This is a genomic window from Pulveribacter sp., from assembly GCF_032079985.1.
GTDB lineage: Bacteria > Pseudomonadota > Gammaproteobacteria > Burkholderiales > Burkholderiaceae_C > Melaminivora.
In genome coordinates, this window is record NZ_DAMATK010000004.1 from 199,518 (window position 1) to 223,920 (window position 24,403).

Annotated in this window: 27 protein-coding genes; 16 read left to right on the plus strand and 11 right to left on the minus strand. The window is 68.3% G+C overall.

Annotated elements, in window-relative coordinates:
- Positions 1 to 100: 100 nt before the first annotated feature.
- From RT282_RS13445 to RT282_RS13465, 5 genes are read right to left on the minus strand one after another with little or no spacing between them, the layout of a single operon-like run.
- Positions 101 to 2,071, minus strand: a complete 1,971-nt coding sequence (locus RT282_RS13445; protein WP_313314925.1) for a BamA/TamA family outer membrane protein — start codon at positions 2,069 to 2,071, stop codon at positions 101 to 103.
- 6 nt (positions 2,072 to 2,077) lie between these two features.
- Positions 2,078 to 3,265, minus strand: coding sequence for a VWA domain-containing protein (locus RT282_RS13450; RefSeq protein WP_313314927.1), 1,188 nt, complete (start codon positions 3,263 to 3,265; stop codon positions 2,078 to 2,080).
- Between the two features lie 21 nt (positions 3,266 to 3,286).
- Positions 3,287 to 3,886, minus strand: a complete 600-nt coding sequence (locus RT282_RS13455) for a GNAT family protein (protein ID WP_313314929.1) — start codon at positions 3,884 to 3,886, stop codon at positions 3,287 to 3,289.
- A 2-nt stretch (positions 3,887 to 3,888) separates the two neighbouring features.
- Positions 3,889 to 4,125 (minus strand): hypothetical protein, encoded by a 237-nt coding sequence (locus RT282_RS13460; protein WP_313314930.1) that lies wholly within the window; start codon positions 4,123 to 4,125, stop codon positions 3,889 to 3,891.
- Between the two features lie 13 nt (positions 4,126 to 4,138).
- Positions 4,139 to 4,981, minus strand: coding sequence for a MoxR family ATPase (locus tag RT282_RS13465; RefSeq protein WP_312303856.1), 843 nt, complete (start codon positions 4,979 to 4,981; stop codon positions 4,139 to 4,141).
- Between the two features lie 129 nt (positions 4,982 to 5,110).
- Between RT282_RS13465 and RT282_RS13470 the strand changes: the two genes are divergently transcribed.
- On the plus strand, positions 5,111 to 5,767 hold the full coding sequence (locus RT282_RS13470; RefSeq protein WP_313314932.1) for a c-type cytochrome: 657 nt from the start codon (positions 5,111 to 5,113) through the stop codon (positions 5,765 to 5,767).
- 466 nt (positions 5,768 to 6,233) lie between these two features.
- Positions 6,234 to 7,121, plus strand: a complete 888-nt coding sequence (locus RT282_RS13475; protein ID WP_313314934.1) for a universal stress protein — start codon at positions 6,234 to 6,236, stop codon at positions 7,119 to 7,121.
- 42 nt (positions 7,122 to 7,163) lie between these two features.
- Here the strand turns inward: RT282_RS13475 and RT282_RS13480 are convergent, their stop codons facing one another.
- Positions 7,164 to 7,607, minus strand: coding sequence for a DUF1841 family protein (locus tag RT282_RS13480; RefSeq protein ID WP_313314937.1), 444 nt, complete (start codon positions 7,605 to 7,607; stop codon positions 7,164 to 7,166).
- A 127-nt stretch (positions 7,608 to 7,734) separates the two neighbouring features.
- A complete protein-coding gene (locus RT282_RS13485) occupies positions 7,735 to 8,538 on the minus strand; it encodes an IclR family transcriptional regulator (RefSeq protein ID WP_313314940.1) in 804 nt (267 codons plus the stop codon).
- Positions 8,539 to 8,670: 132 nt separating this feature from the next.
- On the opposite strand from RT282_RS13485, the gene RT282_RS13490 reads away from it, so the two are divergent.
- The 5 genes from RT282_RS13490 (at position 8,671) to RT282_RS13510 (ending at position 13,152) form a co-directional block, all read left to right on the plus strand.
- On the plus strand, positions 8,671 to 9,372 hold the full coding sequence (locus tag RT282_RS13490) for a 3-oxoacid CoA-transferase subunit A (RefSeq protein WP_313314943.1): 702 nt from the start codon (positions 8,671 to 8,673) through the stop codon (positions 9,370 to 9,372).
- Between the two features lie 29 nt (positions 9,373 to 9,401).
- Positions 9,402 to 10,064: a 3-oxoacid CoA-transferase subunit B gene (locus tag RT282_RS13495; protein ID WP_313314946.1), complete on the plus strand. Its 663-nt coding sequence runs from the start codon at positions 9,402 to 9,404 to the stop codon at positions 10,062 to 10,064.
- 78 nt (positions 10,065 to 10,142) lie between these two features.
- A complete protein-coding gene (pcaF, locus tag RT282_RS13500) occupies positions 10,143 to 11,354 on the plus strand; it encodes a 3-oxoadipyl-CoA thiolase (protein ID WP_313314949.1) in 1,212 nt (403 codons plus the stop codon).
- Complete coding sequence (locus RT282_RS13505; RefSeq protein WP_313314951.1) at positions 11,351 to 12,073, plus strand: SDR family oxidoreductase; 723 nt, start codon at positions 11,351 to 11,353, stop codon at positions 12,071 to 12,073. The genes pcaF and RT282_RS13505 overlap by 4 nt, the downstream gene beginning before the upstream one ends.
- A gap of 83 nt (positions 12,074 to 12,156) precedes the next feature.
- A complete protein-coding gene (locus RT282_RS13510) occupies positions 12,157 to 13,152 on the plus strand; it encodes a tripartite tricarboxylate transporter substrate binding protein (RefSeq protein ID WP_313314953.1) in 996 nt (331 codons plus the stop codon).
- Positions 13,153 to 13,217: 65 nt separating this feature from the next.
- Here the strand turns inward: RT282_RS13510 and kefC are convergent, their stop codons facing one another.
- Complete coding sequence (gene kefC, locus RT282_RS13515) at positions 13,218 to 15,071, minus strand: glutathione-regulated potassium-efflux system protein KefC (protein WP_313314955.1); 1,854 nt, start codon at positions 15,069 to 15,071, stop codon at positions 13,218 to 13,220.
- A 251-nt stretch (positions 15,072 to 15,322) separates the two neighbouring features.
- Between kefC and RT282_RS13520 the strand changes: the two genes are divergently transcribed.
- Complete coding sequence (locus tag RT282_RS13520) at positions 15,323 to 15,961, plus strand: LysE family transporter (protein ID WP_313314957.1); 639 nt, start codon at positions 15,323 to 15,325, stop codon at positions 15,959 to 15,961.
- A gap of 73 nt (positions 15,962 to 16,034) precedes the next feature.
- A complete protein-coding gene (locus tag RT282_RS13525; protein WP_313314959.1) occupies positions 16,035 to 16,502 on the plus strand; it encodes a MaoC family dehydratase in 468 nt (155 codons plus the stop codon).
- On the opposite strand, the gene RT282_RS13530 is transcribed toward RT282_RS13525, so the two are convergent.
- Together RT282_RS13530 and RT282_RS13535 are read right to left on the minus strand one after the other, a co-directional pair.
- Positions 16,484 to 16,984 carry a tRNA (cytidine(34)-2'-O)-methyltransferase gene (locus RT282_RS13530; protein WP_312303831.1) on the minus strand — a complete coding sequence of 167 codons (501 nt, stop codon included), beginning with the start codon at positions 16,982 to 16,984 and terminating at the stop codon, positions 16,484 to 16,486. The genes RT282_RS13525 and RT282_RS13530 overlap by 19 nt on opposite strands.
- A gap of 70 nt (positions 16,985 to 17,054) precedes the next feature.
- Complete coding sequence (locus tag RT282_RS13535; protein ID WP_313314962.1) at positions 17,055 to 17,780, minus strand: phosphoribosyltransferase family protein; 726 nt, start codon at positions 17,778 to 17,780, stop codon at positions 17,055 to 17,057.
- Between the two features lie 49 nt (positions 17,781 to 17,829).
- Here RT282_RS13535 and RT282_RS13540 point away from each other — a divergent pair, with 49 nt between their 5' ends.
- The 7 genes from RT282_RS13540 to RT282_RS13570 all read left to right on the plus strand — a co-directional run bounded on the left by RT282_RS13540 (position 17,830) and on the right by RT282_RS13570 (position 23,985).
- Complete coding sequence (locus RT282_RS13540) at positions 17,830 to 18,726, plus strand: biotin synthase (protein WP_313314965.1); 897 nt, start codon at positions 17,830 to 17,832, stop codon at positions 18,724 to 18,726.
- Between the two features lie 404 nt (positions 18,727 to 19,130).
- Complete coding sequence (gene coxB / locus RT282_RS13545) at positions 19,131 to 20,300, plus strand: cytochrome c oxidase subunit II (protein ID WP_312303823.1); 1,170 nt, start codon at positions 19,131 to 19,133, stop codon at positions 20,298 to 20,300.
- 36 nt (positions 20,301 to 20,336) lie between these two features.
- Positions 20,337 to 21,977, plus strand: coding sequence for a cytochrome c oxidase subunit I (ctaD, locus tag RT282_RS13550; protein ID WP_313314968.1), 1,641 nt, complete (start codon positions 20,337 to 20,339; stop codon positions 21,975 to 21,977).
- Positions 21,978 to 22,006: 29 nt separating this feature from the next.
- Positions 22,007 to 22,120 (plus strand): cytochrome oxidase small assembly protein, encoded by a 114-nt coding sequence (locus RT282_RS13555; RefSeq protein WP_313314971.1) that lies wholly within the window; start codon positions 22,007 to 22,009, stop codon positions 22,118 to 22,120.
- A gap of 56 nt (positions 22,121 to 22,176) precedes the next feature.
- Positions 22,177 to 22,797 carry a cytochrome c oxidase assembly protein gene (locus RT282_RS13560; RefSeq protein WP_313314973.1) on the plus strand — a complete coding sequence of 207 codons (621 nt, stop codon included), beginning with the start codon at positions 22,177 to 22,179 and terminating at the stop codon, positions 22,795 to 22,797.
- Positions 22,794 to 23,012: a DUF2970 domain-containing protein gene (locus tag RT282_RS13565; RefSeq protein ID WP_313314976.1), complete on the plus strand. Its 219-nt coding sequence runs from the start codon at positions 22,794 to 22,796 to the stop codon at positions 23,010 to 23,012. Before RT282_RS13560 ends, RT282_RS13565 begins: the two co-directional genes overlap by 4 nt.
- A 91-nt stretch (positions 23,013 to 23,103) precedes the next feature.
- The gene (locus RT282_RS13570; protein ID WP_312303814.1) at positions 23,104 to 23,985 is read left to right on the plus strand and encodes a cytochrome c oxidase subunit 3; all 882 of its coding nucleotides are present in this window, start codon (positions 23,104 to 23,106) and stop codon (positions 23,983 to 23,985) included.
- Between the two features lie 184 nt (positions 23,986 to 24,169).
- On the opposite strand, the gene RT282_RS13575 is transcribed toward RT282_RS13570, so the two are convergent.
- The gene (locus tag RT282_RS13575; RefSeq protein ID WP_312303813.1) at positions 24,170 to 24,403 is read right to left on the minus strand and encodes a twin transmembrane helix small protein; all 234 of its coding nucleotides are present in this window, start codon (positions 24,401 to 24,403) and stop codon (positions 24,170 to 24,172) included.

The window sequence follows — 24,403 nt, forward strand, 5'->3', positions numbered from 1 at the left end:
AGGAGCTGCTGGCGCTTGTCTGGTGCGGGTTTGCGTTTGAAAAGCATTGCAAATTGGCTTGGATCAAGCGCTGGCAGCTATGCAAACCATAGCGGCCATGTCAAAAGCTGAAACCCAGCCGCAGGTGCAGGCGCAGCTGCTGCTCCTGCACGCCGTAGGCCAGGTCGGCCTGCAGCGGACCCACGGGGCTGCGCCAGCGCAGGCCGGCGCCCACGCCCACGCGGGCGCGCAGGTCGCCTAGGCGGTCGGCCACCGCGCCCACGTCGATGAAGGTGGCGCTCTCGAAGTCCGAGCGGTTGCCGCGCACGGTAATGGGGTGCTGCCATTCCACGCTGCCCACGGCCAGGTAGCGGCCGCCGTAGAGCGTGTCGTTCTCGGTGCGCGCGCCGATGCGCCGCCAGCCGTAGCCGCGCACGGTGGTGTCGCCGCCGGTCAGGAACAGCTGGGTGACGGGGATGGGCGCGTCCGAGCGGGCCAGGACGGCGCCGCCCTCGGCGCGCAGCGCCAGCCGGCTTTCGCGGCGGATGCCCTCGCCCAGGTCCACCCGGCCCATGGGGCGAAAGCCCTGCCAGCGCACGTAGGCGCGGGTGAACGGCCGGCGCACCGGGTGCAGCGTGGTGCCCACGCCCAGTTCGGCGGCCACGCCCCAGCCGCGCGTGGGGTTGGTGCTGTTGTTGAAGTAGCGGCCCGTCCAGCCGTAGTTGGCGGTCAGCGCGCTGCTGGAAGGCGGGGCGCCCTCGCCCTGGCTCTTGGCTGTGTCCAGCTGCAGGAAGTAGCTGCGGTCGATGCGGTCGCCGCTCTTGGTGCGCCCGCCGCGCAGGCGGCTGCTGTTGACCTCGTAGTCGCCAGTGGTCTCGCGCTGCAGCCGCAGGCCGCTGAACCAGCGCCAGCCGTCGTCATCGGGCAGCGCCGTCCAGTCGGTGGACAGCAGCTTGTGCTTGCGGTCCAGCTCGATCTTGGACAGCGCCCGCCAGCCGATGCCGGGCAAGCGATTGTGCGTGTGGTCCAGCGACAGGCGCGGGCCGCTGTCGGTGGACAGGCCGACGCCGAAGACGGCCTTCTTCAGCGGCGCCTCGCGCACCTGGGCGGTGACGGGGGCTACGGCGGCGGGGGCGTCCTGGTCGATGGCTTCGGTGTCCAGCGCCAGGAACACGGCGTCGTAGTAGCCGCTGCTGGCCAGGCGCTGCTGCGCGTCCAGCAGGCCTTGCTCGCTGTACGGGGCGCCGGCGGGCACGCGGGCGATGCGGCGCGCGCCCTCCGGGTCGTAGCGCTCGCTGCCTTTGATCTGCACCTCGCCGAAGCGCACGTCCGGCCCCGGCGCGTAGCGCACCTGCAGGGCGGCCTCGGCGCGGTCGGCGTCGACCTCGGCACGACTTTGGTCCACGCGCGCCAGGGGGTAGCGGCGCGACTGCAGCTGGCGCAGGCCCTGGCTCTTGGCGTCGTCCCAGTCGTTTTGCGTGAAGGGCGCGCCCGGCTGCAGCCCGAAGCCGCGCTGCAGCTGCGCCTGGCGCCGCGCCAGGCCCTTACCGTCCGGCCGGGCCGGGTCGCCGCTGCCGGCGACCTCGATGGCGGCGCTGGCGATGTGCGTGCGCTGGCCGGGCGTGACGCTGACGGTGATGGTGCGCGCCGGGGTGTCGCGGCGCGCACCGGCGCCGGGCGCGGGGTTGTCGTGCAGGGCGACGGCGATCTCCGGGCTGAAGTAGCCCAGCGTGGACAGCAGGGCGCGCACGTCGGCCTCGGCGGCCCCCAGCAGGCGGCGCAGCTCGGCATCCTGCAGGTCGGGCAGGTGGCGAAAGCGCTGCAGCTGCATGTGGCGCGACAGGTATTCGCGCACCTGGGCGTCATCGGTCTGCACCTCCAGCGCGAAGGCGTCGGGGCCGCTGCGCTCGGAGGCGTCGGAGGCGATGGCGCCCTGGCGCTCGTCGGCCGGCTGCTGCGCGTCGCCGCCGCGCAGCAGGCCGCAGCCGGTCAGCGCGCCGCCCGCCAGCAGCAGCGAAAACAGCAGCGCCGGCCATCGGGCCGGCGCGCGCTGGGAGGCAGAGGAGGAGAGGGGGCTTGTTTTCGTCGGCACTGCGCTTTATTTTGACAAAAGGCGCATCGCGTCCTCCAGCCCTTTGAGTGACAAAGGGAACATGCGCCCACCCACCAGCTGCTGGATGATGGCGATGCTCTGGCGGTACTGCCACACGCCTTGCGGCTCGGGGTTGATCCAGGCGTGCCGGGGGAAGGCGTGGGTCAGGCGCTGCAGCCATTCGGCGCCAGCCTCCTCGTTGTTGTATTCCACGCTGCCCCCGGGTTGCACGATCTCGTAGGGGCTCATGGTCGCATCGCCCACAAAGACCAGCTTGTAGTCCTTGTTGTACTTGCGGATGACATCCCAGGTCGGAAACTTCTCGGCGAAGCGGCGGCGGTTGTTCTTCCACATGAAGTCGTAGACGCAGTTGTGGAAGTAATAGAACTCCAGGTGCTTGAACTCGCTCTTGACGGCGGAAAACAGCTCTTCGACGCGCTGGATGTGCTCGTCCATGGTGCCGCCCACGTCCATCAGCAGCAGCAGCTTCACGTTGTTGTGCCGCTCGGGCACCATCTTGATGTCCAGCCAGCCGGCGTTGGCGGCGGTGGAGCGGATGGTGTCGGGCAGATCCAGCTCCAGGTCGCTGCCGGTGCGGGCGAACTTGCGCAGGCGGCGCAGCGCCACCTTGATGTTGCGCGTGCCCAGCTCCTGCGTGTCGTCGTAGTCGCGGTAGGCGCGCTGCTCCCAGACCTTAACGGCGCTCTTGTTCTTGCCGGCGCCGCCGGTGCGGATGCCCTGCGGGTTGTAGCCGCCGTGGCCGAACGGGCTGGTGCCGCCCGTGCCGATCCACTTGCTGCCCCCCTCGTGGCGCTCCTTCTGCTCCTCCAGGCGCTTCCTTAAAGTCTCCATCAGCTCGTCCCAGCCCATCTTCTCGATGGCGGCCTTTTGCTCGGGGGTGAGTTCGCGCTCGAGCATCTTGCGCAGCCAGTCGGCGGGGATGTCCTTGGTGATGTCGGTCAGCAGCTCCACGCCCTTGAAGTAGGCGGCAAAGGCGCGGTCGAACTTGTCGAAGTGCTTCTCGTCCTTGACCAGGGCGGTGCGGGACAGGTGGTAGAAGTCCTCCATGCTCCAGGCATCCTGGGAGCGCGGGCCGGCCACGCCGGCCTGCAGGGCTTCGAGCAGGGTGAGGAACTCGCGCACCGACACCGGCAACTTGGCGGCGCGCAGGGCATAGAAGAAGTCGATTAGCATGAAAAATGCCGCCAGCGCCCGTCAGGCAAGCGCATGGCGCTCCAAAAGATATAGCAACTGGGCGCGCGCCTCGGGCCACTCGCCAGCGCGCATGCTGTACATGACGGTGTCGCGGATGGTGCCGTCGCGGCGCAGCGCGTGGCCGCGGATGACACCGTCCTTCCTGGCGCCCAGCCGCTCGATGGCGCGCTGCGAGGCGAAGTTGTAGTTGTCCGTGCGCCAGCCCACCACGTGGCAGGCCAGCTGGTCGAAGGCGTGGCCCATCATCAGGAGCTTGGCGGCGGTGTTCACATGCGTGCGCTGCACGCTTTGCGCGTACCAGGTATAGCCGATCTCCACGCGCCGCACGGCGGGCAGGATGTCGTGGTAGCTGGTGCTGCCCAGCACGCGGCCGGTGGCGTCGTCCAGCACGGCGAAGGCGAAGCGGTTGCCGGCCTCGCGCATGGCCAGGGCGGTCTCGATGTAGGCGCGCGTGTCCTGGGGCTCGGGCACCGAAGTGACGCGCAGCTTCCACAGCTGGCCATCGGCCGCGGCGGCGGCCAGGCCCGCTTCGTGCGCCAGGGCCAGGGGCTCCAGGCGCACGCAGCGGCCCTGCAGGGTGACGGGCTGCACGAAGGTCATGCTCAGGCCCCGCTGGCGCCGCGCGCCGTGCGGGCGTTGCGCCAGCGCCGCGCCAGGTTCAGCCCCAGTCCGCCGCCCAGGCCGACCAGGGCGATGGCGGCGATGCTGCCCGGGCCGTAGCCCTCGGCGAAAAGGTCCAGGCCCAGCAGCAGCGCTGCTCCGTAGCCGGTGAGCGCGCCGACGACGAAGCCCACCGCGTCGCTCACGCCTTCCAGCAGCAGCCGTCGTGCAGCGCTCATGGTGAACCCTCCTTCAGCGGTTGCGCTGGTTCATGAAGACCAGCTTTTCGAACAGGCTCACGTCCTGCTCGTTCTTCAGCAGGGCGCCCACCAGCGGGGGCACGGCCACCTTGCTGTCGGCGGACTGCAGCGCTTCCAGGGGGATTTCCTCGGCCAGCAGCAGCTTCAGCCAGTCGATGAACTCGCTGGTGGACGGCTTCTTCTTCAGCCCGGGCAGGCCGCGCACGTCGTAGAACGTCTTCATCGCCGCCGTGAGCAGCTCGCTCTTGAGCGTCGGGAAGTGCACGTCGACGATCTTCTTCATCGTCTCGGGCTCGGGGAACTTGATGTAGTGGAAGAAGCACCGGCGCAGGAAGGCGTCGGGCAGTTCCTTTTCGTTGTTGGAGGTGATGAACACCAGCGGGCGGTGCTTGGCGCGGATCATTTCGCGCGTCTCGTAGCAATAGAACTCCATGCGGTCGAGCTCGCGCAGCAGATCGTTGGGAAACTCGATGTCGGCCTTGTCGATCTCGTCGATCAAGAGGGCCACCGGCTGCTCGGCCGTGAAGGCCTGCCACAGCACGCCACGGACGATGTAGTTGTGGATGTCCTTGACGCGCTCGTCGCCCAGCTGGCTGTCGCGCAGGCGGCTCACCGCGTCATATTCATACAGGCCCTGCTGCGCCTTGGTGGTCGACTTGATGTGCCACTGCAGGAGCGGCATGCCGAGCGCACCGGCGACCTCTTCGGCCAGCAGCGTCTTGCCGGTGCCGGGTTCGCCCTTGACCAGCAGCGGGCGCTGCAAGGTGATGGCGGCGTTCACGGCCAGCATCAGATCCTGCGTGGCCACGTAATTCTGGGAACCCTGGAATTTCATGAAATCTGGAAGAAGGAAGAGAAGAAAGGAAGAACGAGGGAAATCGTTGATGAAGTCGCTTGACAGGCGCTCGCTATAATCTTTTGGAGTTACTGCTGAGACAACCAATCATCTGATTGTGCGCGCAAAATGAAAAAAACACGGACCACGATATTCGGCCTGGCTGTCGCTCTGGCGACCAGCATGGCAACCGCCCAGGACGTCAAGGGCGATGTGAAGGCAGGTGCCGGCAAGGTCGCCATGTGCATCGGCTGCCACGGCATTCCGGGCTACAAGGCCAGCTTTCCTGAAGTGCACAAGGTGCCCATGATCTCGGGCCAGAGCGCCGGCTACATCTCCGCCGCGCTGCACGCTTACCAAAAGGGCGAGCGCCGCCACCCCACCATGCGCGGCATCGCCGACTCTCTGAGCGACCAGGACATCGCCGACGTCGCGGCCTACTACTCCAGCCAGGTGCAAGGCGAGGGTGGCGCTGCTCCGGCACGCCAGCCCAGCGCCAGCGTAGCGCCGCTGCTGCAAAAGGGCGCCTGCGTGTCCTGCCACGGCGACAACTTCTCCAAGCCCATCGACGGCGCCTATCCCAAGATCGCCGGCCAGTACGCCGACTACCTGTTCGTTGCCCTGAAGTCCTACAAGGTCGATCACGGCAGCTATGTGGGCCGCAGCAACGGCGTGATGGCCGGTATTGCCAAGCAGTTCACCAACGCCGAACTCAAGGAAATTGCCAAATACGTCGGCTCGCTGGACGGCGATCTGCGCGTGGTGCCCCAATCGCGCTTCAGATAAGCGAGGCGCCTGGGCGCCTGCAGCCAAATGATGGCAAAAGCCCGCGAAAGCGGGCTTTTTGCTTTCTTCGGCTTTCATAATTCGGTACGCGGGGGTGCGGTATTGGAGCTTTGAGCAAACCCTTTCCTACAATAGTTGCCCTTTATGCGTTTTCCGGCTTCCATTTCCTGCGTGCGTACAGCCCGGCTGGCCTGTTGTGCCGCCGCGCACGCCCGTGCGCTGCGTCTGTGCGGGGTGGGGCAGCCGGTCCTGCTCGCCGCACTTGTCTGCGCCCGGCGGCCGCTCCTTCAGCCCTGAATCCTTTTCGGGGCCAGCCTCATCCAGCGCTGCCGGGCCCCAGCCGGGCACGGCCGTGCCGCCGCCTCCAGCGGCCTCTCCAGGCCTTCCCCTTAGCGATGACACCGCCGCCGCCCGACCAGTTCCCTGGCCGGTCTGCCCCCCGACACCGCCCTGCAGGAGCCTTGCCATGCGCATTCAGACCATCGTTGCCCTCACCGACTTCTCCACCCTGGCCGAGCACGCCCTCGACCGCGCCGCGCTGCTGGCGGCGCACCATGGGACGCAGCTGGAGCTGCTGTATGCGGCCGAGAAGCAGGATGCGAAGTTCTACGACCCGCAGGCGCGCCTGGAGCAGCGCGCCCGCCAGCTCGCACGCCGGCATGAACTGGCTGTCCAAGCGTGGCCGGAGGCCGGGGTGGCTGCTGTCCTGGCTGCGACGCGGCGGGCAGACCTGCTGGTGATGGACTCGCGCCTGCATGGCCGCCGGGCGTGGCCAGCGCGCGCCACGGGCCTGCTGGCGCGGGTGCTGCGTGCAAGCCCGTGCCCGGTGCTCGTCGTGCAGGCTGCGGCGCAGCAGCCCTATGCTCACGCGCTGGTACATGCCAGTGGCGACGCCGGCGGCGCGCTGCAGCGCAGCGCCACGGGTCTGCAGGCCAGCGCGACGGTGGAGCTGTTTCATGCCGCACGGACGCTGCGCGGCTTGCGTCTGGCCTGCGGCGAGGCGTTCGGCCGGGCACTGCGCAGCCGGCGGCAGCCGGCACAGCCGCAGCAGACCCGGCTGCGCGTCTCGGATGCGTTTGAAGCCCGGCGCAACCGCGTCGGCCTGGCCACGGGCGGGCTGGACGCCGTGCGCCAGTTGGTCGTGCAGCAGCAGAGCACGCGCGCCGACCTGCTGGTGCTGGCGCATGTGCGGCGCAACCTGCTGCGGGATCTGCTGCAGGCAGGCAAGGCGCATCGACTGCTGACCGGCCCGGACGGGGTGGCCTGCGATGTGCTGCTGGTGCCTGGCGCGGCCAGCGCCGCCGTGGTGCGGTGGTCGACTATGGGCGGCGGCTGGACGCGGGCGGCTTCCTGAGTCTGGCGCCTGCGCGCTACGAATCCGCCGACGCGTGAATGGCTAGGGCCTGCCGTCCTGCGTGGCCCGGCGCTGCACGCAGGCCACATAGGCCTGGCCGTCGGGCGCGCGGCCGGCGCGCTGCGCCTCCCACAGCATGGTGCCCAGGCATTCCATGGCCACGTGGTGCGCGTCGTGCAGCGAGCCCAGGCGGTGCGCCAGCAGCTCCACCGCCTGGCGGATGCCGCGCGGCTGGTCGATGCTGCACTGCTCGCTGATGGACAGGTGCATGGACAGGTGCAGGAAGGGGTTGGTCTGGTCCGAGCCCTCGGCATAGACGCGCGCCAGCGCGGCCTCAACGTCGGCCAGGTCGGTGTGGTATTCGGGGTGCTCGGCGGTCCACAGTCCGGCCAGGGTCTCGATGGCCTCCATCGGTTGGCCGGCCTGCTGCTTGGCGTGGGCGGCGCAAAAAAAGCGCCGTACGTCGGCTTGCGAAGGGTTGAACATGGTGCCGGGCAGCGTAGCACGGGCCTCCAAGGCCACGCCTTTGCAGGGTGTTGTGCCTCGACGCACGGCGCCCGATCCCCTGACGGAGCCAGAACGTCCACCTGCTGTCACCTGGAGAGAGCGAATTTCAGGACCTGCGCGTGCCCAGCGTGCGCGAGATGGCCTGCGAGGTCTGCAGCAGCGCCGGCAGCAGCTGCTCGCGCATGGCCGCCTCGCTGGTGCGGTTGGCTTGGCCGCTGATGTTCAGCGCGGCCACGGTGTGGCCCGCGCGGTTCTTCAAGGGCGCGGCGATGGAGATCAGTCCTTCTTCCAGCTCTTGGTTGACCAGGCACCAGCCCTGCTGGCGGGCCTGGGCAATGCGCTCCAGCAGCGCGTCGTCCTGCAGCAGCGTGTGCGGGGTGAAGGCGTGGCGCGGTGCGGCGGCCAGGCGCTGGCGCAGCTCGTCCTCGGGCAGGGCGGCCAGCAGCACGCGGCCCATCGACGTCCAGAACGCCGGCAGGCGCGAGCCCACGCCCAGGTTGGTGCTCATGATCTTGTGCGTGTGCACGCGCAGCACGTAGACGATGTCCAGACCGTCCAGCACGGCGGCCGAGCAGGACTCGCGCACCTGGTCCACCAGCGCTTCCATCTCGGGCTCGGCCAGGTCCCAGATGGGCATGGACGACAGGTAGGCAAATCCGAGGTCCAGGATGCGCGGCGTGAGATGGAACAGCCGCCCGTCGCTGTCCACGTAGCCCAGCGTCTGCAGGGTGAGCAGGATGCGCCGCGCGCCGGCGCGCGTCAGGCCCGTGGCGGCGGCCACCTCGCTCAGCGTCTGCTGCGGCGCCTGGGCGCTGAACGAGCGGATGACCTCCAGCCCGCGGGCGAATGACTGCACATAGCTGTCGCCAGGCCTAGGGTTAACACTGATTTCCCCACAGTTTTCATGCATGGCTGTTCCGTCCTAAAATTCATTGTACGAACAAATGTTCTATATGCGAACAAATCGCGTTGACTGGTTGGGATTGTCTCCCCAGCCTGCCCCCTCGCTTCTTCGTTTCCGTACTTCTATTTCCCTGACGACATGACCAACAAGATTGCCCAGTCCGTCGCCGCCGCGCTGGCCGGCGTGCAGGACGGCGCCACGGTGCTCATCGGCGGCTTCGGCACCGCCGGCATTCCCGGCGAACTGATTGACGGCCTCATCGAGCAGGGCGCGCGCGACCTGACGGTGGTCAACAACAACGCCGGCAACGCCGACGCCGGCCTCGCCGCGCTGCTCAAGACCGGGCGTGTGCGCAAGATCATCTGCAGCTTTCCGCGCCAGGTGGACAGCTGGGTGTTCGACGAGCTGTACCGCAGCGGCCAGCTGGAGCTGGAGCTGGTGCCCCAGGGCAACCTGGCCGAGCGGCTGCGCGCCGCGGGCGCCGGCATCGGTGCGTTCTTCTGCCCCACGGCCTATGGCACGGAACTCGCCAAGGGCAAGGAGACGCGCGAGATCAACGGGCGCCAGTACGTGCTGGAGTACCCCATCCACGGCGACGTGGCGCTCATCAAGGCCGAGCGCGGCGACCGCTGGGGCAACCTGACCTACCGCATGTCGGCGCGCAACTTCGGCCCCGTGATGGCCATGGCCGCCCAGCACACCGTGGCCACTGTGCACGAGGTGGTCGAACTGGGCGCGCTGGACCCCGAGGCCATCGTCACCCCCGGCATCTTCGTGAGCCAGATCGTGCGCATCGAGCGCGTGGCCACACAGGCCGGCGGCTTCAAAAAATCTGCATGAAATCGGCCTCCCGGGCAGAAGGAACAAGCGTGAGCAGCTATCAAAAGAGAAGTAAAGACGAGCTGGCCCGGCGCGTGGCGCAGGACATCCACGACGGCGCCTACGTCAACCTGGGCATCGGCCAGCCGACCCTGGTGGCCAACCACATCCCCGAGGGCCGCGAGGTCATCCTGCACAGCGAGAACGGCATCCTCGGCATGGGCCAGGCACCGGCCGCGGGCGACGAGGACTACGACCTGATCAACGCCGGCAAACAGCCCGTGACGCTGCTGCCAGGCGGGGCGTACTTCCACCACGCCGACAGCTTCGCCATGATGCGCGGCGGCCACCTGGACATCTGCGTGCTGGGTGCCTTCCAGGTCTCCGCCACGGGCGACCTGGCCAACTGGAGCACGGGCGAGCCCGGCGCCATTCCCGCCGTGGGCGGCGCCATGGACCTGGCCATCGGCGCTAAGCAAACCTGGGTGATGATGGATTTGCTGACCAAGCAGGGCGAGCCCAAGGTCGTCGCCCAGTGCAGCTACCCGCTCACCGGCATCGGCTGCGTCAAGCGCATCTACACCGACCTGTGCACGCTGGCCTGCACGCCCCAGGGACTGCGCCTGATCGACGCTGTGCCCGGCCTGTCGCTGGACGAGCTGCAGCGCATCGTCGGCCTGCCCATCGCAGCCGCAGAGGCGGCCGCGAATTGAGCACCAAATAGGCCTCCAGCGCTTGTCAGATAAGCGCTGCCAGCTCACTTTTTTGACATTTTCCCCACCGGAGACACCATGAGCCAAGACCGCCAGGCCTTCATCTGCGACGCCATCCGCACGCCCTTCGGCCGCTATGGCGGCGCCCTGTCCAGCGTGCGCGCCGACGACCTCGGAGCGCTGCCCATCCGCGCGCTCATCGAGCGCAACCCCGGCGTGGACTGGACGGCCGTGGACGACGTGCTGTACGGCTGCGCCAACCAGGCCGGCGAGGACAACCGCAACGTGGCGCGCATGAGCGCGCTGCTGGCCGGCCTGCCCATCGACGTGCCCGGCGCCACCATCAACCGCCTGTGCGGCTCGGGCCTGGACGCCGTGGGCACCGCCGCGCGCGCCATCAAGGCGGGCGAGGCGCGCCTGATGATCGCCGGCGGCGTGGAGAGCATGAGCCGCGCGCCGTTCGTCATGCCCAAAGCCGAAAGCGCCTTCAGCCGCAGCAACGCGGTGTACGACACCACCATCGGCTGGCGCTTCGTCAACCAGCTGATGAAGGAGCAGTACGGCGTGGACTCCATGCCCGAGACGGCCGAGAACGTGGCCGATGACTTCCGCATCGAGCGCGAGGCGCAGGACCGCATGGCCCTGGCCAGCCAGCAAAAGGCCGCCGCCGCCATCGCCGCCGGCCACCTGGCGCGCGAGATCGTGTCCGTCACCATCCCCCAGAAGAAGGGCGAGCCCCTCGTCGTCAGCCAGGACGAGCACCCGCGCGCCACCACGCTGGAGGCGCTGGCCAAGCTCAAGGGCGTGGTGCGCGAGGGCGGCACGGTGACCGCCGGCAACGCCAGCGGCGTGAATGACGGCGCCTGCGCCCTGCTGCTGGCCAACGAAGCGGCCGCGCAGCAATACGGCCTGACGCCGCGCGCCCGCGTGGTCGGCATGGCGGTGGCCGGCGTAGCCCCGCGCATCATGGGCTTCGGCCCGGCGCCGGCCGTGCGCAAGGTGCTGGCGCAGACCGGATTGAGCCTGGAGCAGATGGATGTGATCGAGCTGAACGAGGCCTTTGCCGCGCAGGGCCTGGCCGTGCTGCGCGACCTGGGCCTGCAGGACGACGACAAGCGCGTCAACCCATGGGGCGGCGCCATTGCCCTGGGCCACCCGCTGGGCGCCTCGGGCGCGCGGCTGGCCACCACGGCCGTGAACCAGCTGCACGCGCTGGGCGGTCGCTACGCGCTCGCCACCATGTGCATCGGCGTGGGGCAGGGCATTGCCGTGGTGCTGGAGCGCGTATGAGCACCCCTTTGAAGGAGCGCGTGCTCATCACCGGCGGCGGCGCCGGCATCGGCGCGGCCACGGCCGAGCGCTGCCGCGCCGACGGCTACGAGCCGGTGGTCATCGACCGCAATGTGGAGCATGTACCCGGCGGCATCCAGGCCGATCTGTCCGACCCGGCCGAGACGGCGCGCGCGCTGCAACAGGCGCTGGCCGGCGGCCCCATCACGCGCCTGGTGAACAACGTCGGCATCGTGGTGCCGGCCGAGGCCGCCGAGCAGACGCTGGCGCAGTTCGACCTGGCCGTGGCGCTGAACCTGCGCTGCGCGCTGCAGTGCATGCAGGCGCTGCTGCCTGGCATGCAGGCGGCGGGCTTCGGACGCATCGTGAACATGTCCTCGCGCGCCGCGTTGGGCAAGGAGCTGCGCACGGCGTATTCCGCCACCAAGGCCGGGCTGGTCGGCATGACGCGCGTGTGGGCGCTGGAGCTGGGACGCTGCGGCATCACCGCCAACGCCATCGGCCCCGGTCCCATCCGCACCGAGCTGTTCGACCGCGCCAACCCGCCCGGCGCGCCGCGCACGCAGGCCATCGTAGACGCAGTGCCCGTCAAGCGCGTGGGCACGCCCGAGGACGTGGCGCACGCCGTGTCCTACCTGCTGGATGCGCGCAGCGGCTTCGTTACCGGCCAAGTGCTGTACGTGTGCGGTGGCATGACCGTCGGCGTGGCCGGGGTGTAGCGCCAGCCCGCTTTTGCTTTGCTTTCCTTCTCCGCCGCGACGGCGCCCCCTTCATTCCCAAAAACCGACCCCAAGGACACGATATGACTTCCATCCGCCCTATTGCCCGCCGCACGCTGCTGGCCACCAGCCTGGCCGCCCTGGCCTCCGGCGCGCTGCCCCTGGGCGCCGCCGCGCAGGACTTCCCTACCAAGCCCATCACCATCGTGGTGCCGTTCTCCGCCGGTGGCACCACCGACATCCTGGCGCGCGTGATCGGCCAGGGCCTGCAAAAGGAGCTGGGCCAGTCCGTCGTGGTGGACAACCGCGCTGGCGCCGGCGGCAACATCGGTGGCGCTTTGGCTGCCAAGGCGCCGGCCGACGGCTACACGCTGTTCATGGGCACGGTGGGCACGCACGCCATCAACGAGGCGCTGTACAAGAAGATGCCGTTCGACCCGGTCAAGGACTTCGCCCCGCTGACGCGCGTGGCCAACGTGCCCAACCTGCTGGTGGCCAATCCCAAGCAGCCGTTCAAGACGGTGCAGGAGCTGATCGCCTATGCCAAGGCCCATCCGGGCGAGGTGAACTTCGGCTCCTCGGGCAGCGGCAGCTCCATCCACCTGTCGGGCGAGCTGTTCAAGACCATGGCCAAGGTGGACATGGTGCACGTGCCCTACAAGGGCAGCGCCCCGGCCGTGACCGACCTGCTGGGCAACCAGATCGGCATCATGTTCGACAACATGCCCTCGGCCATCCAGCACGTGCGTGCCGGCAAGCTGCGCCCGATCGCCGTGACTACGGCCCAGCGCTCGCCCGAGCTGCCCGACGTGCCCACCATCGCCGAGGCCGGTGTGCCCGGCTATGAGGCCACGTCCTGGTTCGGCATGTTCGCCGTGGCCGGCACCCCGAAGCCGGTGCTGGACAAGCTGCACGCCGCGCTGGCCAAGGTGCTGGCCCAGCCCGACGTGAAGAAGAAGATCGCCGAGCAGGGCGGCGAGGTAGTGATCGAGACGCCCGAGCAGTTCGCCGCCTTCATCAAGACCGAGACCGCCAAGTGGGGCAAGGTGGTGAAGGAGTCGGGCGCACGCGCCGACTGAGTCCTTTTGCTACTGAATTAGGAGCTTGTAGCGCTTGCCTGGCGGGCGCTGCAGGCTCTTTTCTTTCAAGGCTGGAAGGGCGGCCGCTCAGCGCCGGCCGCGGCCATGCGCTCCTGGCGCTCCTTGGCCAGCTGCTCGACCAGCTGCTGGCGGCCCTGGCGGGCGACGGCCAGCATGGCCTCGCGGTCGCCCTGGTGCGCGTACATGCGCTCGGACAGGGCCATGTTGTGCGCCGTGAAACGCTCGGCGAAGGCAGCGGCCTCCTGCGGGCTCTCGCCCATCAGCTCCAGCACCGTGCGCGCGCTCAGCACGCTGGCGCGAAACAGCTCGCGCTCGACGTGCTGCACGCCCAGGTCGCGCAGCGCGTGCCAGTGCGTCACGTCGCGCGCGCGGGCCACGATCTGCAGGTGCGGGAAGTGCTTGCGCGCGGCCTGCACGATTTTCAAAGACTGCTCGGGCGCATCCACCGCCACCACCAGCACGCGCGCGCTGCCGGCGCCGGCCAGGCGCAACAGCGGCACGCGGGTGGCGTCGCCGTAGAAGACGCGGTAGCCGAAGGTGTGGGCCACCTCCAGCATCTCCACGCTGTGGTCCAGCACTGTGGCTTCCAGCCCCTGGGCCAGCACCATGCGGGCGACGATCTGCCCGTAGCGGCCGAAGCCGGCAATGATGATGGGCGCGCTTTGCGGCGGCTCCGACAGGGTGCGCTCGTCGGGCACGGGCGGGGTGGCCGGCGGGCCCAGGCGCGCGTGGCGCAGCAGCAGCGCACGGTCCACCGCCACCAGCAGCAGCGGCGACAGCAGCATGGACAGCGCCACCGCGCCGATCAGCATGGAGGCCGCGTCGCCACCGATGGCGCCGAAGTTGGCGCCGGTCTGAAAGACCACGAAGGCGAACTCTCCGCCCTGCGCCAGCACCAGCGTGAACACCGGCCTCTCGCGGTAGGGCATGCCGCTGGCGCGCGCCAGCAGCCAGATGACCACGCCCTTGACGACCAGAAAGCCCAGCAGCAGCCCCAGCATGGCCCAGGGCGCGCGCGCCAGCACGCCGAAGTCGATGCTCATGCCCACGGCGATGAAGAACAGGCCCAGCAGCAGGCCCTTGAAGGGCTCGATGTCGGTCTCCAGCTCGCGCCGATACTCGCTGTCGGCCAGCAGCACGCCGGCCAGGAAGGCGCCCAGGGCCATGGACAGGCCCACCCACAGCATCAGCATGGCGATGCCGACCACCAGGAACAGCGAGGTGGCGGTGAAGATCTCCGGCTGCTTGCTGCGCGCGATCCAGCGCAGCACCGGGCGCAGCAGCAGGCGCCCGCCCAGCACGATGGCGCCCACCACGGCGGCGGTGCGCAGCGCCTCCAGCCCCAGGTCGCCCGGGCCGTGCGGATGGTGCGCGGCGGCGGCGCCCAGCAGGGGCAGCAGCGCCAGGATCGGAATCGCCGCCACGTCCTGGAACAGCAGAATGGAAAACGCCTTCTGGCCGCTGTCGGTGCGCATCAGGTTGCGCTCGGCCAGCACCTGCAGGGCGATGGCCGTGGACGACAGCGCCAGTCCCAGGGCCGCCACCAGCGCCACACGCCAGGGCAGGCCCAGCGCCCAGGCGATGGCCCACAGCACCACGGCACAGCCGGCCATCTGCGCCAGCCCGAGGCCCAGAATGGGACGGCGCAGGCTCCACAGCCGGCTGGGCTGCAGCTCCAGCCCGACCAGGAACAGCATCAGCACCACGCCGAACTCGGCGAAGTGCAGGATGTCCTGCACGTTGCTCACCAGGCCCAGGCCCCAGGGCCCGATGGCGATGCCGGCCGCCAGGTAGCCGATGATGGCGCCCAGGCCCAGGGCGCGGGCGATGGGCACGGCGATCACCGCCGCGGCCAGGTAGGTGAAGCCGTAGGTGAGCCAGACGGGCGCTTGGGCCATGGTGGAAGTAGGGAGAGGGGAAACGCGCGGCCGGATGGCCGGGGGAAATTGTGGCACCAGCGGGCGCGGCCGAGGGGCGGCCCGGGATTTGCTATGTAATAAATAGCGGCTGTCGCTTGTGTGGAAAGGGCTGGAGGCCCATTTGGCTTGTATGCTGCAGCCGCCTAGGCGCTGCATGGCAAAGCGGTGCGCCCGTAGAATCGCGGCCTTCTTTCCCCGTTCCCTTCTCTTTTTTACTGGCGTCGCGCACTATGGACTGGCATACCTGGATGGCATTTTTCGCGGCGTCGTGGGTGATTGCCATCTCACCCGGCTCGGGCGCGGTGCTGTCCATGAGCCATGGCCTGTCCTACGGCGTGCGCGGCGCGGGCGGCACCATCGTCGGGCTGGAGCTGGGCCTGCTGTTCATCCTGGTGGTGGCGGGCGCCGGCGTGGGCTCGCTGCTGATCGCATCGGAGCTGGCTTTCAGCGTGGTCAAGGTGCTGGGCGCCTGCTATCTCATCTACCTGGGCTGGTGCCAGTGGCGCGCCGGCAGCGCTGGTACGCTGGGCGGCGACGTGGCTGCCGCACCCATGAGCCTGCGCCGGCGCGTCTTCACCGGCGCGCTGACCAACGCCACCAACCCCAAGGGCATCCTGTTCATGGTGGCCGTGCTGCCGCAGTTCATGACCGACACGCGCCCGCTGTGGCAGCAGCTGATGGTGATGGCCGCCACCCTGGTCGTGGTGGACCTGATCGTGATGAGCGGCTATGCCGCCGGCGCCAGTGCGCTGCGCCGCCTGATGCAGAGCGCCAGCGCCATGCGGGCGCAAAACCGCGTCTTCGGCTCGCTGCTGATGGCGGTGGGTGCGGGCCTGTTCTTCGTCAAGCGGGGCGGACAGGGCGCCTGAGTGGCGCCGCCGGGCCGGGCGCAGTCGCCCACTGGACAGAGGCCCGCCAGGGCACTCGCTACAGTGGCCGGCCATGAAAAAGACCTTCCGCAGCTATTCCGAGGTCACTGCCAGCATCGGGCAGGAAGTGGCCGTCACCGACTGGATCGACGTCACTCAGGCGCAGATCGACCTGTTCGCCCAGGCCACGGGTGACCACCAGTGGATCCACACCGACCCGGCGCGGGCGGCGGCCGGGCCGTTCGGCACCACCATCGCGCATGGCTTTCTGACGCTGTCGTTGCTGCCGCGCTTCATGGAGGCGGCCTTCGAGGTCGAGGGCACGAAGATGGGCGTCAACTACGGGCTGAACCGGGTGCGCTTTCCGGCGCCCGTGCCCGCCGGCAGCCGGCTGCGCGCACGCCTGGCGCTGACTGCCGCCGAGGCGGTGCCGCCGGACGGCATGCAGATGACCTGGGAGGTGGCCGTGGAGCGCGAGGGCGGCGACAAGCCGGTGTGCGTGGCCGAGGCGCTGGTGCGCAGCTACGGCGCCAGGGCCTGAGGGCCTGCGGCCGCGGTGGCCGACAGGAAGCTGTTTTGCCGCCAGGCCTCATACACCGTGATGGCCACGGCGTTGGACAGGTTCAGGCTGCGCTGCGCCGGCATCATGGGCAGGCGCAGGCGCTGCGTGGGCGGAAAGGTCTCGCGCAGCACGGGCGGCAGCCCGCGCGACTCGGCGCCGAACACCAGCCAGTCGCCTGGCAGGAAGGCTGTGTCGTACACCGACTGCGTGCCGTGCGTGGTCAGTGCGAACATGCGCGACAGGTCGGGCTCCTCCTCGCGCAGCAGGGCTGTCCAGCCAGCGTGGCGGCGTACCTCGGCGTATTCGTGGTAGTCCAGTCCGGCGCGGCGCAGCAAGCCGTCGTCCATGGAAAAGCCCAGCGGCTCCACGAGATGCAGCGTGCAGCCGGTGTTCGCCGCCAGGCGGATCACATTGCCGGTGTTGGGCGGGATCTCGGGTTCGACCAAGACGATGTGAAACATGTGCACTATTGTGATTGGGAACCCTTGCCTATATAGAGGGTTGCGGCGTGCCTTGCCCCTCTTTTGGTAATCAATCGTATCGAGAGGGCGTACGCGCCATTACCAGCGCATCGACATGGGCCGCGCCGGCGGCGTGCAGCGCCAATGCGGCCGCGTGCAGCGTGGCGCCAGTGGTCATCACGTCATCCACCAGCAGGACGCGCCGGCCCTGCACGGCGCCGGCGGCCAGCGGCTGCAGTGCGAAGGCGCCGCGCAGATTGCGCAGGCGGGCGGCACGGCCCAGGCCGCTTTGCGCGTCGGTGTCGTGCAGCCGCAGCAGCAGGCCGGAACGCAGGCGGGAGCCCACCTGCAGGGCGCGGGCCAGCAGCAGCGCCTGGTTGTAGCCGCGTTCGCGCAACCGCCGGGGTGCCAGCGGCACGGGCAGCACCAGTTCGGCCTGCTGGAGCAGGTCGGACGCGCCGGGCGCGGCCCGCATCAGCGTTGCCAGCGTGGCGGACCAGCCGGGATCGGCCTGGAACTTGAATTGCCCGATCACGCCGGCCCAGGGATAGCCGTATTCCACCGCGGCCACGCAGCCCTGCAGCGGCGGTGGCTCGCGCAGGCAGGCGCCGCAGCGGTCGACGCCGGGCGCCACCGGACTGGCGCAGCTGCCGCAGCGCGCCGCAGGCGCCGCGAACTGCAGCCGGCAAGCCGCGCACAGCCGCTGCGCCGGCCAGGCGTGGCACAGCGCGCACTGGCTGGGCACCAGCGCTGCAGCGTGCCGCGCCAGGGCGGACAGGACCGGGGCAAAGGGCATCGGATCAATATACTCGTCGGCCTCAGCGGCCGTCCCTGTCTTTGTCCCCATGCCCGAGCAACTGCCTCCCACCATCGACCCCCAGGCCGCTGCGCGCTGGCATGCCAGTGTGGCGCCCGAGTCTCCGTGGCTGCATGAGGAAGTGGCGCGGCGCATGTACGAGCGGCTGCAGTGGATCGTGCAGCCGCCAGCCGCGTGGTGCGACTGGGATCCGCTGCGCGGCGGCATGCAGGCCCATGCGCTGGTGGCGCAGCACTTCCCGCAGGCGGTCAGCCACGTGGCCGAGACCTCCTCGCCCCAAGGTCTGGCAGCGGCCCAGGACCGGCTGGCGCGGCCCTGGTGGAGTCCGGCGCGCTGGTCCGGCGCCGCCCCGCGCTTCGGCGTGCCGCCCGACGGCGGCGTGCAGATGCTGTGGTCCAGCATGGCACTGCACATGGCGGCCGACCCGCAGGCGCTGATCAAGGCCTGGCACCGTGCACTGGCGGTGGACGGCTATCTCATGTTCTCCTGCCTGGGGCCGGACACGCTGCGCGAACTGCGCGCCCTGTACGGCAGCCTGGGCTGGCCCGAGCCCGCGCACGCCTTCACCGACATGCATGACTGGGGTGACATGCTGATGCACGCCGGTTTCTCCGAGCCGGTGATGGACATGGAGCGCATCACCCTGATCTTCGCCACGCCCGAGCGGCTGCTGCAGGAACTGCGCGGCCTGGGGCGCAATCTGCACCCGCAGCGCTTTGCCGGCCTGCGCGGCAGGCGCTGGCACCGGCAACTGCAGCAGCAGCTGGCCGAGCGGCTGGCCGATCCGGCGCAGGGCGGCCAGCTGGCGCTGACCTTCGAAATCGTTTACGGCCACGCCATCAAGCCCGCGCCGCGGGTGCGTGTGGATGGCGAGAGCGCCGTGTCGCTGCAGGACATGCGCGCCATGCTGCGCGGCAAGCGCTGAAGGCCGTGGATGGGCGTGCGACGCCTGTCAATGATGCCGATCAATGCGAGCTACAATAAATTTTGCTTGCGGATTGGGAACTTCCTGCGGCCCGGTAGCGCCGGGCCTGTTTGTCGCATCTGACGGGCCTGGTGCGGGCGTTTTTTCGCTCGGTCAGGCCTTTGATTTGCGCCATTAACTATTACCCACTGCTCGGGACTAACGCGGATTGCCGCGTCTTGTGGCCCTGGGCATGCTGGGTGCAGCGGGAGGTTTCGTCCCAGCGCGTGGCGGCAGCCCCGCACCGCATCATGGAGACAACAGGACGCCCGGGAGCGGCCTGGACTGATGAGCCGCTGAATGCATCACATGCGTGCGGGCAGCAGGGAATTGGTCAATTGGAGCTTAGGAAAAAAGTGAGAACGATGAAGCGCATATCCAACAAGCTGGGTTCGTTGCTGCTGGCAGGCTCAGCCTGGGTCGCCACCGCGGCCCACGCCGTGCAGGACCTTCCCGGCGGCCCTGCCGTCAATCAGCTCAACCTGCCACCGCCGGTCACCAGGATCGCCGAGGAGCAGCACTTCCTGCACTGGATGATGCTCATCGTCTGCACGGTGATCTTCCTCGGCGTGTTCGGGGTCATGTTCTATTCCATCTGGCACCACCGCAAGTCGCGCGGCGCCAAGGCAGCGAACTTCCACGAGTCCGTCACCGTCGAGGTTGCCTGGACCATCATCCCCTTCGTCATCGTCATCCTGATGGCGCTGCCCGCCACCAAGGTGCTGGTGGCCCAGAAGGACACCACCAACGCCGACCTGACCATCAAGGCCACCGGCTACCAGTGGAAGTGGGGCTACGACTACATCGCCGGCGAGGGCGAAGGCCTGGCCTATATCTCCACGCTGGACAGCAGCCACCGCCAGATGTCCGACAGCGGCGACGTCTCCAAGGCGCCGCCCGACTACCTGCTGAAGGTGGACAACCCGCTGGTTGTGCCCGTGGGCAAGAAGGTGCGCGTGATCACCACTGCCAACGACGTGATCCACTCCTTTATGGTGCCGGCCTTCGGCATCAAGCAGGACGCCATTCCCGGCTTCGTGCGCGACACCTGGTTCCGCGCCGAAAAGGTGGGTGACTACTACGGCCAGTGCGCCGAGTTGTGCGGCAAGGAGCACGCCTACATGCCCATCCACGTGAAGGTGGTTTCCGCGCCGGAGTACACCGCCTGGGTGGCGGAGGAAAAGAAGAAGGCCGCCGCCAAGCAGGATGACCCGAACAAGGTCTGGACGCTGGAGGCCCTGATGCCGCGTGGCGAGAAGGTCTACGCCGCCAACTGTGCCGCCTGCCACCAGGCCAACGGCAAGGGCGCAGGCCCCATCAAGCCCCTGGACGGCTCGGCCGTGGTGCTCGATCAGGACCACACCAAGCAGATCCACATCGTGCTCAACGGCGCGGCCGGCGGTGCCATGCCGCCGTGGAAGCAGCTGAGCGACACCGATCTGGCGGCCGTCGTCACCTACACCAAGAATGCCTGGTCCAACAAGAGCGGCCAGCTGGTGCAGCCAGCCGAGATCGTGGCCCAGCGCGGCAAGTAAAGCCGCCCATTGCACGGATTGAAGAGGACCTTAGTCATGAGCGCAGTTCTGGACAACCAGGGACACGGCGGAGCGGGCCACGCCCACGGGCACGACGATCACCATCACCACGGCCCTACCGGCTGGCGGCGCTGGCTGTACGCCACCAACCACAAGGACATCGGGACGCTGTACCTGCTGTTTTCCTTCACCATGCTGATGATTGGCGGCGTGCTGGCCATGCTGATTCGCGCCGAGCTGTTCCAGCCCGGTCTGCAGCTGGTCAACCCCGAGCTGTTCAACCAGCTCACCACCATGCACGGCATCATCATGGTGTTCGGCGCCATCATGCCGGCCTTCGTGGGCTTCGCTAACTGGATGCTGCCGCTGCAGATCGGTGCCTCGGACATGGCGTTTGCGCGCATGAACAACTTCAGCTTCTGGCTGATGGTGCCTGCCGCCTGCATGCTGGTGGGCTCGTTCTTCATGCCCGGCGGCGCGCCCGCCGCGGGCTGGACGCTGTACGCGCCGCTGACGCTGCAGATGGGCCCGTCCATGGATGTCGGCATCTTCGCCATGCACATCCTGGGCGCCAGCTCCATCATGGGCTCGATCAACATCATCGTGACCATCCTGAACATGCGCGCTCCCGGCATGACGCTGATGAAGATGCCCATGTTCTGCTGGACCTGGCTGATCACCGCCTACCTGCTGATCGCCGTCATGCCCGTGCTGGCCGGCGCCATCACCATGACGCTGACGGACCGCCACTTCGGCACCAGCTTCTTCAATCCCGCCGGCGGCGGCGACCCGGTGATGTACCAGCACATTTTCTGGTTCTTCGGCCACCCCGAGGTCTACATCATGATCCTGCCGGCCTTCGGCATCGTCAGCCAGGTCGTGCCCGCCTTCAGCCGCAAGCGCCTGTTCGGCTATGCCTCCATGGTGTACGCCGTGGCGGCCATCGCGATCCTGTCGTTCATCGTCTGGGCGCACCACATGTTCACCACCGGCATGCCGGTGACGGGTCAGCTGTTCTTCATGTACGCCACCATGCTGATCTCCGTGCCCACGGCCGTGAAGATCTTCAACTGGACGGCCACCATGTGGCGCGGCTCGATGACGTTCGAGACGCCGATGCTGTGGGCCGTGGGCTTCATCTTCGTGTTCACCATCGGCGGCTTCACCGGCCTGTTCCTGGCCATGGCGCCGCTGGACATCCAGCTGCAGGACACCTACTACGTCGTGGCCCACTTCCACTACGTGCTGGTGGCCGGCTCACTGTTCGCCATGTTCGCCGGCTACTACTACTGGAGCCCGAAGTGGACCGGCCACATGTACAGCGAGACGCGCGGTCGCATCCACTTCTGGGGTTCGATGATCACCTTCAACCTCACCTTCTTCCCCATGCACTTCCTGGGGCTGGCCGGCATGCCGCGTCGCTACGCCGACTACCCCATGCAGTTCGCCGACTTCAACATGATCGCCTCCATCGGCGCCTTTGGTTTCGGCCTGATGCAGGTGTACTTCTTCCTGTTCGTGGTGCTGCCGGCCATGAGCGGCCGCGGCGTGCCCGCGCCGCAAAAGCCCTGGGAAGGTGCCGAAGGCCTGGAATGGGAAGTGCCCTCGCCGGCACCCTTCCACACCTTCGTCGAGCCCCCGAAGCTGGATGCCACCGCCACGCGCGTGATCGGCTGATGGCCGACCAGCAGCACCGGAGCGCAAGCATGGCCCTGCCTGAAGACAAGCGAAAAGCCAACGTCCGCCTGGGCCTGATCCTGGCGTCCCTGGCGCTGGTGTTTCTGCTGGGCTTCGTCGTGCGCATCGTCTGGCTGCACTGAGCGAACGCCATGCTTACACGCGGGCAGGCCGGGTAATCAATGAGGAGGCATTGGCGATGGGTGTGAAGGGTGAAAACCTGAAGATGGTGGGCAAGCTGGGCGTGGTCGCCCTGGGCATGTTTGCCTTCGGCTACGTGCTGATCCCCATCTACAAGTCCATCTGCGAGGCCACGGGCATCAACATCCTGTCGCTGTCCGAGCGGCTGGTGCCGGGCAACGGCTCGGCCGGTCCCAACGCCCGCATACCGGCCAACAGCCAGGTGGACAAGAGCCGCACCATCACCGTGCAGTTCGATGCCAACGCACGCGGCCCGTGGGACTTCAAGCCGGCGCAAAGCTCCATCCAGGTGCACCCGGGCGAGCTGACCACCGTCATGTACGAGTTCCAGAACGTGCAGAACCGCCGCATGGCGGCCCAGGCCATCCCCAGCTACGCGCCGCGCCAGGCCGCGGCGCACTTCACCAAGCTGGAGTGCTTCTGCTTCAACCAGTACACCCTGGAGCCGGGCGAGAAGAAGGAGTGGCCCGTGGCCTTCGTGATCGACCCGCGCCTGTCCAAGGACGTGACCACCATCACGCTGTCCTATACCTTCTTCGAGGTGGGCGGCAAGACGCCGGCCGCGCCGCAGTCCACCGCGGCGGCGCCCGCAGGCGCTGGCGCAGGAGGCGGTGCATGAGCGGCGGCGCGTCCCGGCCGGGCTCGCAGCAGGGCAAGACCTCGCTGCTGCGCTCGCTGCGCGCCGTGGCCTGGTCGCTGATCGGCCTGCGTGCGGGCGACGAATACCGGCGCGACCTGCAGAGCATCCAGCCGCTGCACGTGCTGCTGATTGGTTTGATCGCGCTGTTTGCCTTCGTGCTGATACTGATCGGCATCGTCAAATGGGTGACCTGAACGTCTGCCCCGGACCGGCCGCCAAACGACACGACGACACAACAACGGGAACACCCGGAACTTTGAGAAATACTGAGATCGAGGAGCTGACATGAGTGCAACCACGCCGGGCGCCACGCCCTACTACTACGTCCCCGCGGAGTCGCGCCACCCCATCTTCGCGGCAGCCGGGCTGTTCTTCGTGATCCTGGGGGCCAGCCAATGGATCAACGGCACCGAATGGGGCATGTACTCGTTCTGGTTCGGCATCGCCTGGTGGCTGTTCGTGCTGTTCCAGTGGTTCCGCGAGGCCGCGCACGAGAGCGAGCGCGGCCTGTACGGGCGCAAGATCGACCTGTCGTACCGCTGGAGCATGAGCTGGTTCATCTTCTCGGAGGTGATGTTCTTCGGCGCCTTCTTCACCGCCCTGTGGTGGGCGCGTGCCCACTCGTTGCCGGCGCTGGGCAGCGTGGACAACAGCCTGCTGTGGCCCGGCTTCAAGGCCGTCTGGCCCAGCCTGGCGGCCGGCGCCACGGGTTCGCCGGCCGGCACGGTGGAGCCCTTCCAGACCGTCGGCCCGTTCTGGCTGCCCACCATCAACACCGCGCTGCTGCTGACCTCCGGCGTCACGCTGACCATCGCCCACCACGCGCTGCGCCTGGGCCAGCGCGGCCGCACCATCGCCTTCATGTGGATCACCGTGCTGCTGGGCATCACCTTCCTGTGCGTGCAGGGCTACGAGTACTACCACCTGTACACGGACCTGAACCTGAAGATGAGCTCCGGCGTGTTCGGCTCCACCTTCTTCCTGCTCACGGGCTTCCACGGCTTCCACGTCTTCGTGGGCATGCTGATGCTGCTGTTCATCACGCTGCGCCTGCAAAGCGGCCACTTCACGGCCGAGCGCCACTTCGGCTTCGAGGGCGCCGCCTGGTACTGGCACTTCGTGGACGTGGTCTGGCTGGGCCTGTACATCCTGGTGTACTGGATGTGACACGCCAGCCGATCGAGGCCCCAAAAAAAGCGCCGCAAGGCGCTTTTTTTACGGGCTGGCTTACGGGCGGCAGGTAGCTATCAAAATGAGAGCTGCTCGCGCTTTATGCTAGCCAGTTTGCGTATGAAAAAAGGTCGAAAGCCGCACCACACAAGCGCTGGCAGCTCCTGTTTAAATAGCGCCGTCACTGCGGCGCGGCCGGCAGGCCCGTGGGCTGGATGTAGCCCAGCTTCCACGCCAGCAGCAGGCACAGGAACAGCACCACCGACAGCCCCACGCGCAGCGCCAGCGACCACTCCATGCGCGCGCTACGCTTGCGGTCGTCCTCGCCGGGCCGGCTGCCGCGCATCATGAAAAACAGCGCCGACGCCAGGCTGGCGATGATGGCGAGAAACGCCAGGGCCACGAGGATCTTCAT

Bases quoted from the DNA above. Each gene is read 5' to 3' on its own strand.
- RT282_RS13565 (WP_313314976.1), top strand. From the start codon at position 22,794: ATGAGCGGCGGCGCGTCCCGGCCGGGCTCGCAGCAGGGCAAGACCTCG.
- RT282_RS13455 (WP_313314929.1), bottom strand. From the start codon at position 3,886: ATGACCTTCGTGCAGCCCGTCACCCTGCAGGGCCGCTGCGTGCGCCTG.
- RT282_RS13570 (WP_312303814.1), top strand. From the start codon at position 23,104: ATGAGTGCAACCACGCCGGGCGCCACGCCCTACTACTACGTCCCCGCG.
- RT282_RS13475 (WP_313314934.1), top strand. From the start codon at position 6,234: ATGCGCATTCAGACCATCGTTGCCCTCACCGACTTCTCCACCCTGGCC.
- RT282_RS13480 (WP_313314937.1), bottom strand. From the start codon at position 7,607: ATGTTCAACCCTTCGCAAGCCGACGTACGGCGCTTTTTTTGCGCCGCC.
- RT282_RS13555 (WP_313314971.1), top strand. From the start codon at position 22,007: ATGGCCCTGCCTGAAGACAAGCGAAAAGCCAACGTCCGCCTGGGCCTG.
- RT282_RS13490 (WP_313314943.1), top strand. From the start codon at position 8,671: ATGACCAACAAGATTGCCCAGTCCGTCGCCGCCGCGCTGGCCGGCGTG.
- RT282_RS13505 (WP_313314951.1), top strand. From the start codon at position 11,351: ATGAGCACCCCTTTGAAGGAGCGCGTGCTCATCACCGGCGGCGGCGCC.
- RT282_RS13575 (WP_312303813.1), bottom strand. From the start codon at position 24,403: ATGAAGATCCTCGTGGCCCTGGCGTTTCTCGCCATCATCGCCAGCCTG.
- RT282_RS13460 (WP_313314930.1), bottom strand. From the start codon at position 4,125: ATGAGCGCTGCACGACGGCTGCTGCTGGAAGGCGTGAGCGACGCGGTG.
- pcaF (WP_313314949.1), top strand. From the start codon at position 10,143: ATGAGCCAAGACCGCCAGGCCTTCATCTGCGACGCCATCCGCACGCCC.
- RT282_RS13530 (WP_312303831.1), bottom strand. From the start codon at position 16,984: ATGTTTCACATCGTCTTGGTCGAACCCGAGATCCCGCCCAACACCGGC.
- coxB (WP_312303823.1), top strand. From the start codon at position 19,131: ATGAAGCGCATATCCAACAAGCTGGGTTCGTTGCTGCTGGCAGGCTCA.
- RT282_RS13525 (WP_313314959.1), top strand. From the start codon at position 16,035: ATGAAAAAGACCTTCCGCAGCTATTCCGAGGTCACTGCCAGCATCGGG.
- RT282_RS13470 (WP_313314932.1), top strand. From the start codon at position 5,111: ATGAAAAAAACACGGACCACGATATTCGGCCTGGCTGTCGCTCTGGCG.
- RT282_RS13520 (WP_313314957.1), top strand. From the start codon at position 15,323: ATGGACTGGCATACCTGGATGGCATTTTTCGCGGCGTCGTGGGTGATT.
- kefC (WP_313314955.1), bottom strand. From the start codon at position 15,071: ATGGCCCAAGCGCCCGTCTGGCTCACCTACGGCTTCACCTACCTGGCC.
- RT282_RS13485 (WP_313314940.1), bottom strand. From the start codon at position 8,538: ATGCATGAAAACTGTGGGGAAATCAGTGTTAACCCTAGGCCTGGCGAC.
- RT282_RS13450 (WP_313314927.1), bottom strand. From the start codon at position 3,265: ATGCTAATCGACTTCTTCTATGCCCTGCGCGCCGCCAAGTTGCCGGTG.
- RT282_RS13510 (WP_313314953.1), top strand. From the start codon at position 12,157: ATGACTTCCATCCGCCCTATTGCCCGCCGCACGCTGCTGGCCACCAGC.
- RT282_RS13560 (WP_313314973.1), top strand. From the start codon at position 22,177: ATGGGTGTGAAGGGTGAAAACCTGAAGATGGTGGGCAAGCTGGGCGTG.
- RT282_RS13535 (WP_313314962.1), bottom strand. From the start codon at position 17,780: ATGCCCTTTGCCCCGGTCCTGTCCGCCCTGGCGCGGCACGCTGCAGCG.
- RT282_RS13540 (WP_313314965.1), top strand. From the start codon at position 17,830: ATGCCCGAGCAACTGCCTCCCACCATCGACCCCCAGGCCGCTGCGCGC.
- ctaD (WP_313314968.1), top strand. From the start codon at position 20,337: ATGAGCGCAGTTCTGGACAACCAGGGACACGGCGGAGCGGGCCACGCC.
- RT282_RS13465 (WP_312303856.1), bottom strand. From the start codon at position 4,981: ATGAAATTCCAGGGTTCCCAGAATTACGTGGCCACGCAGGATCTGATG.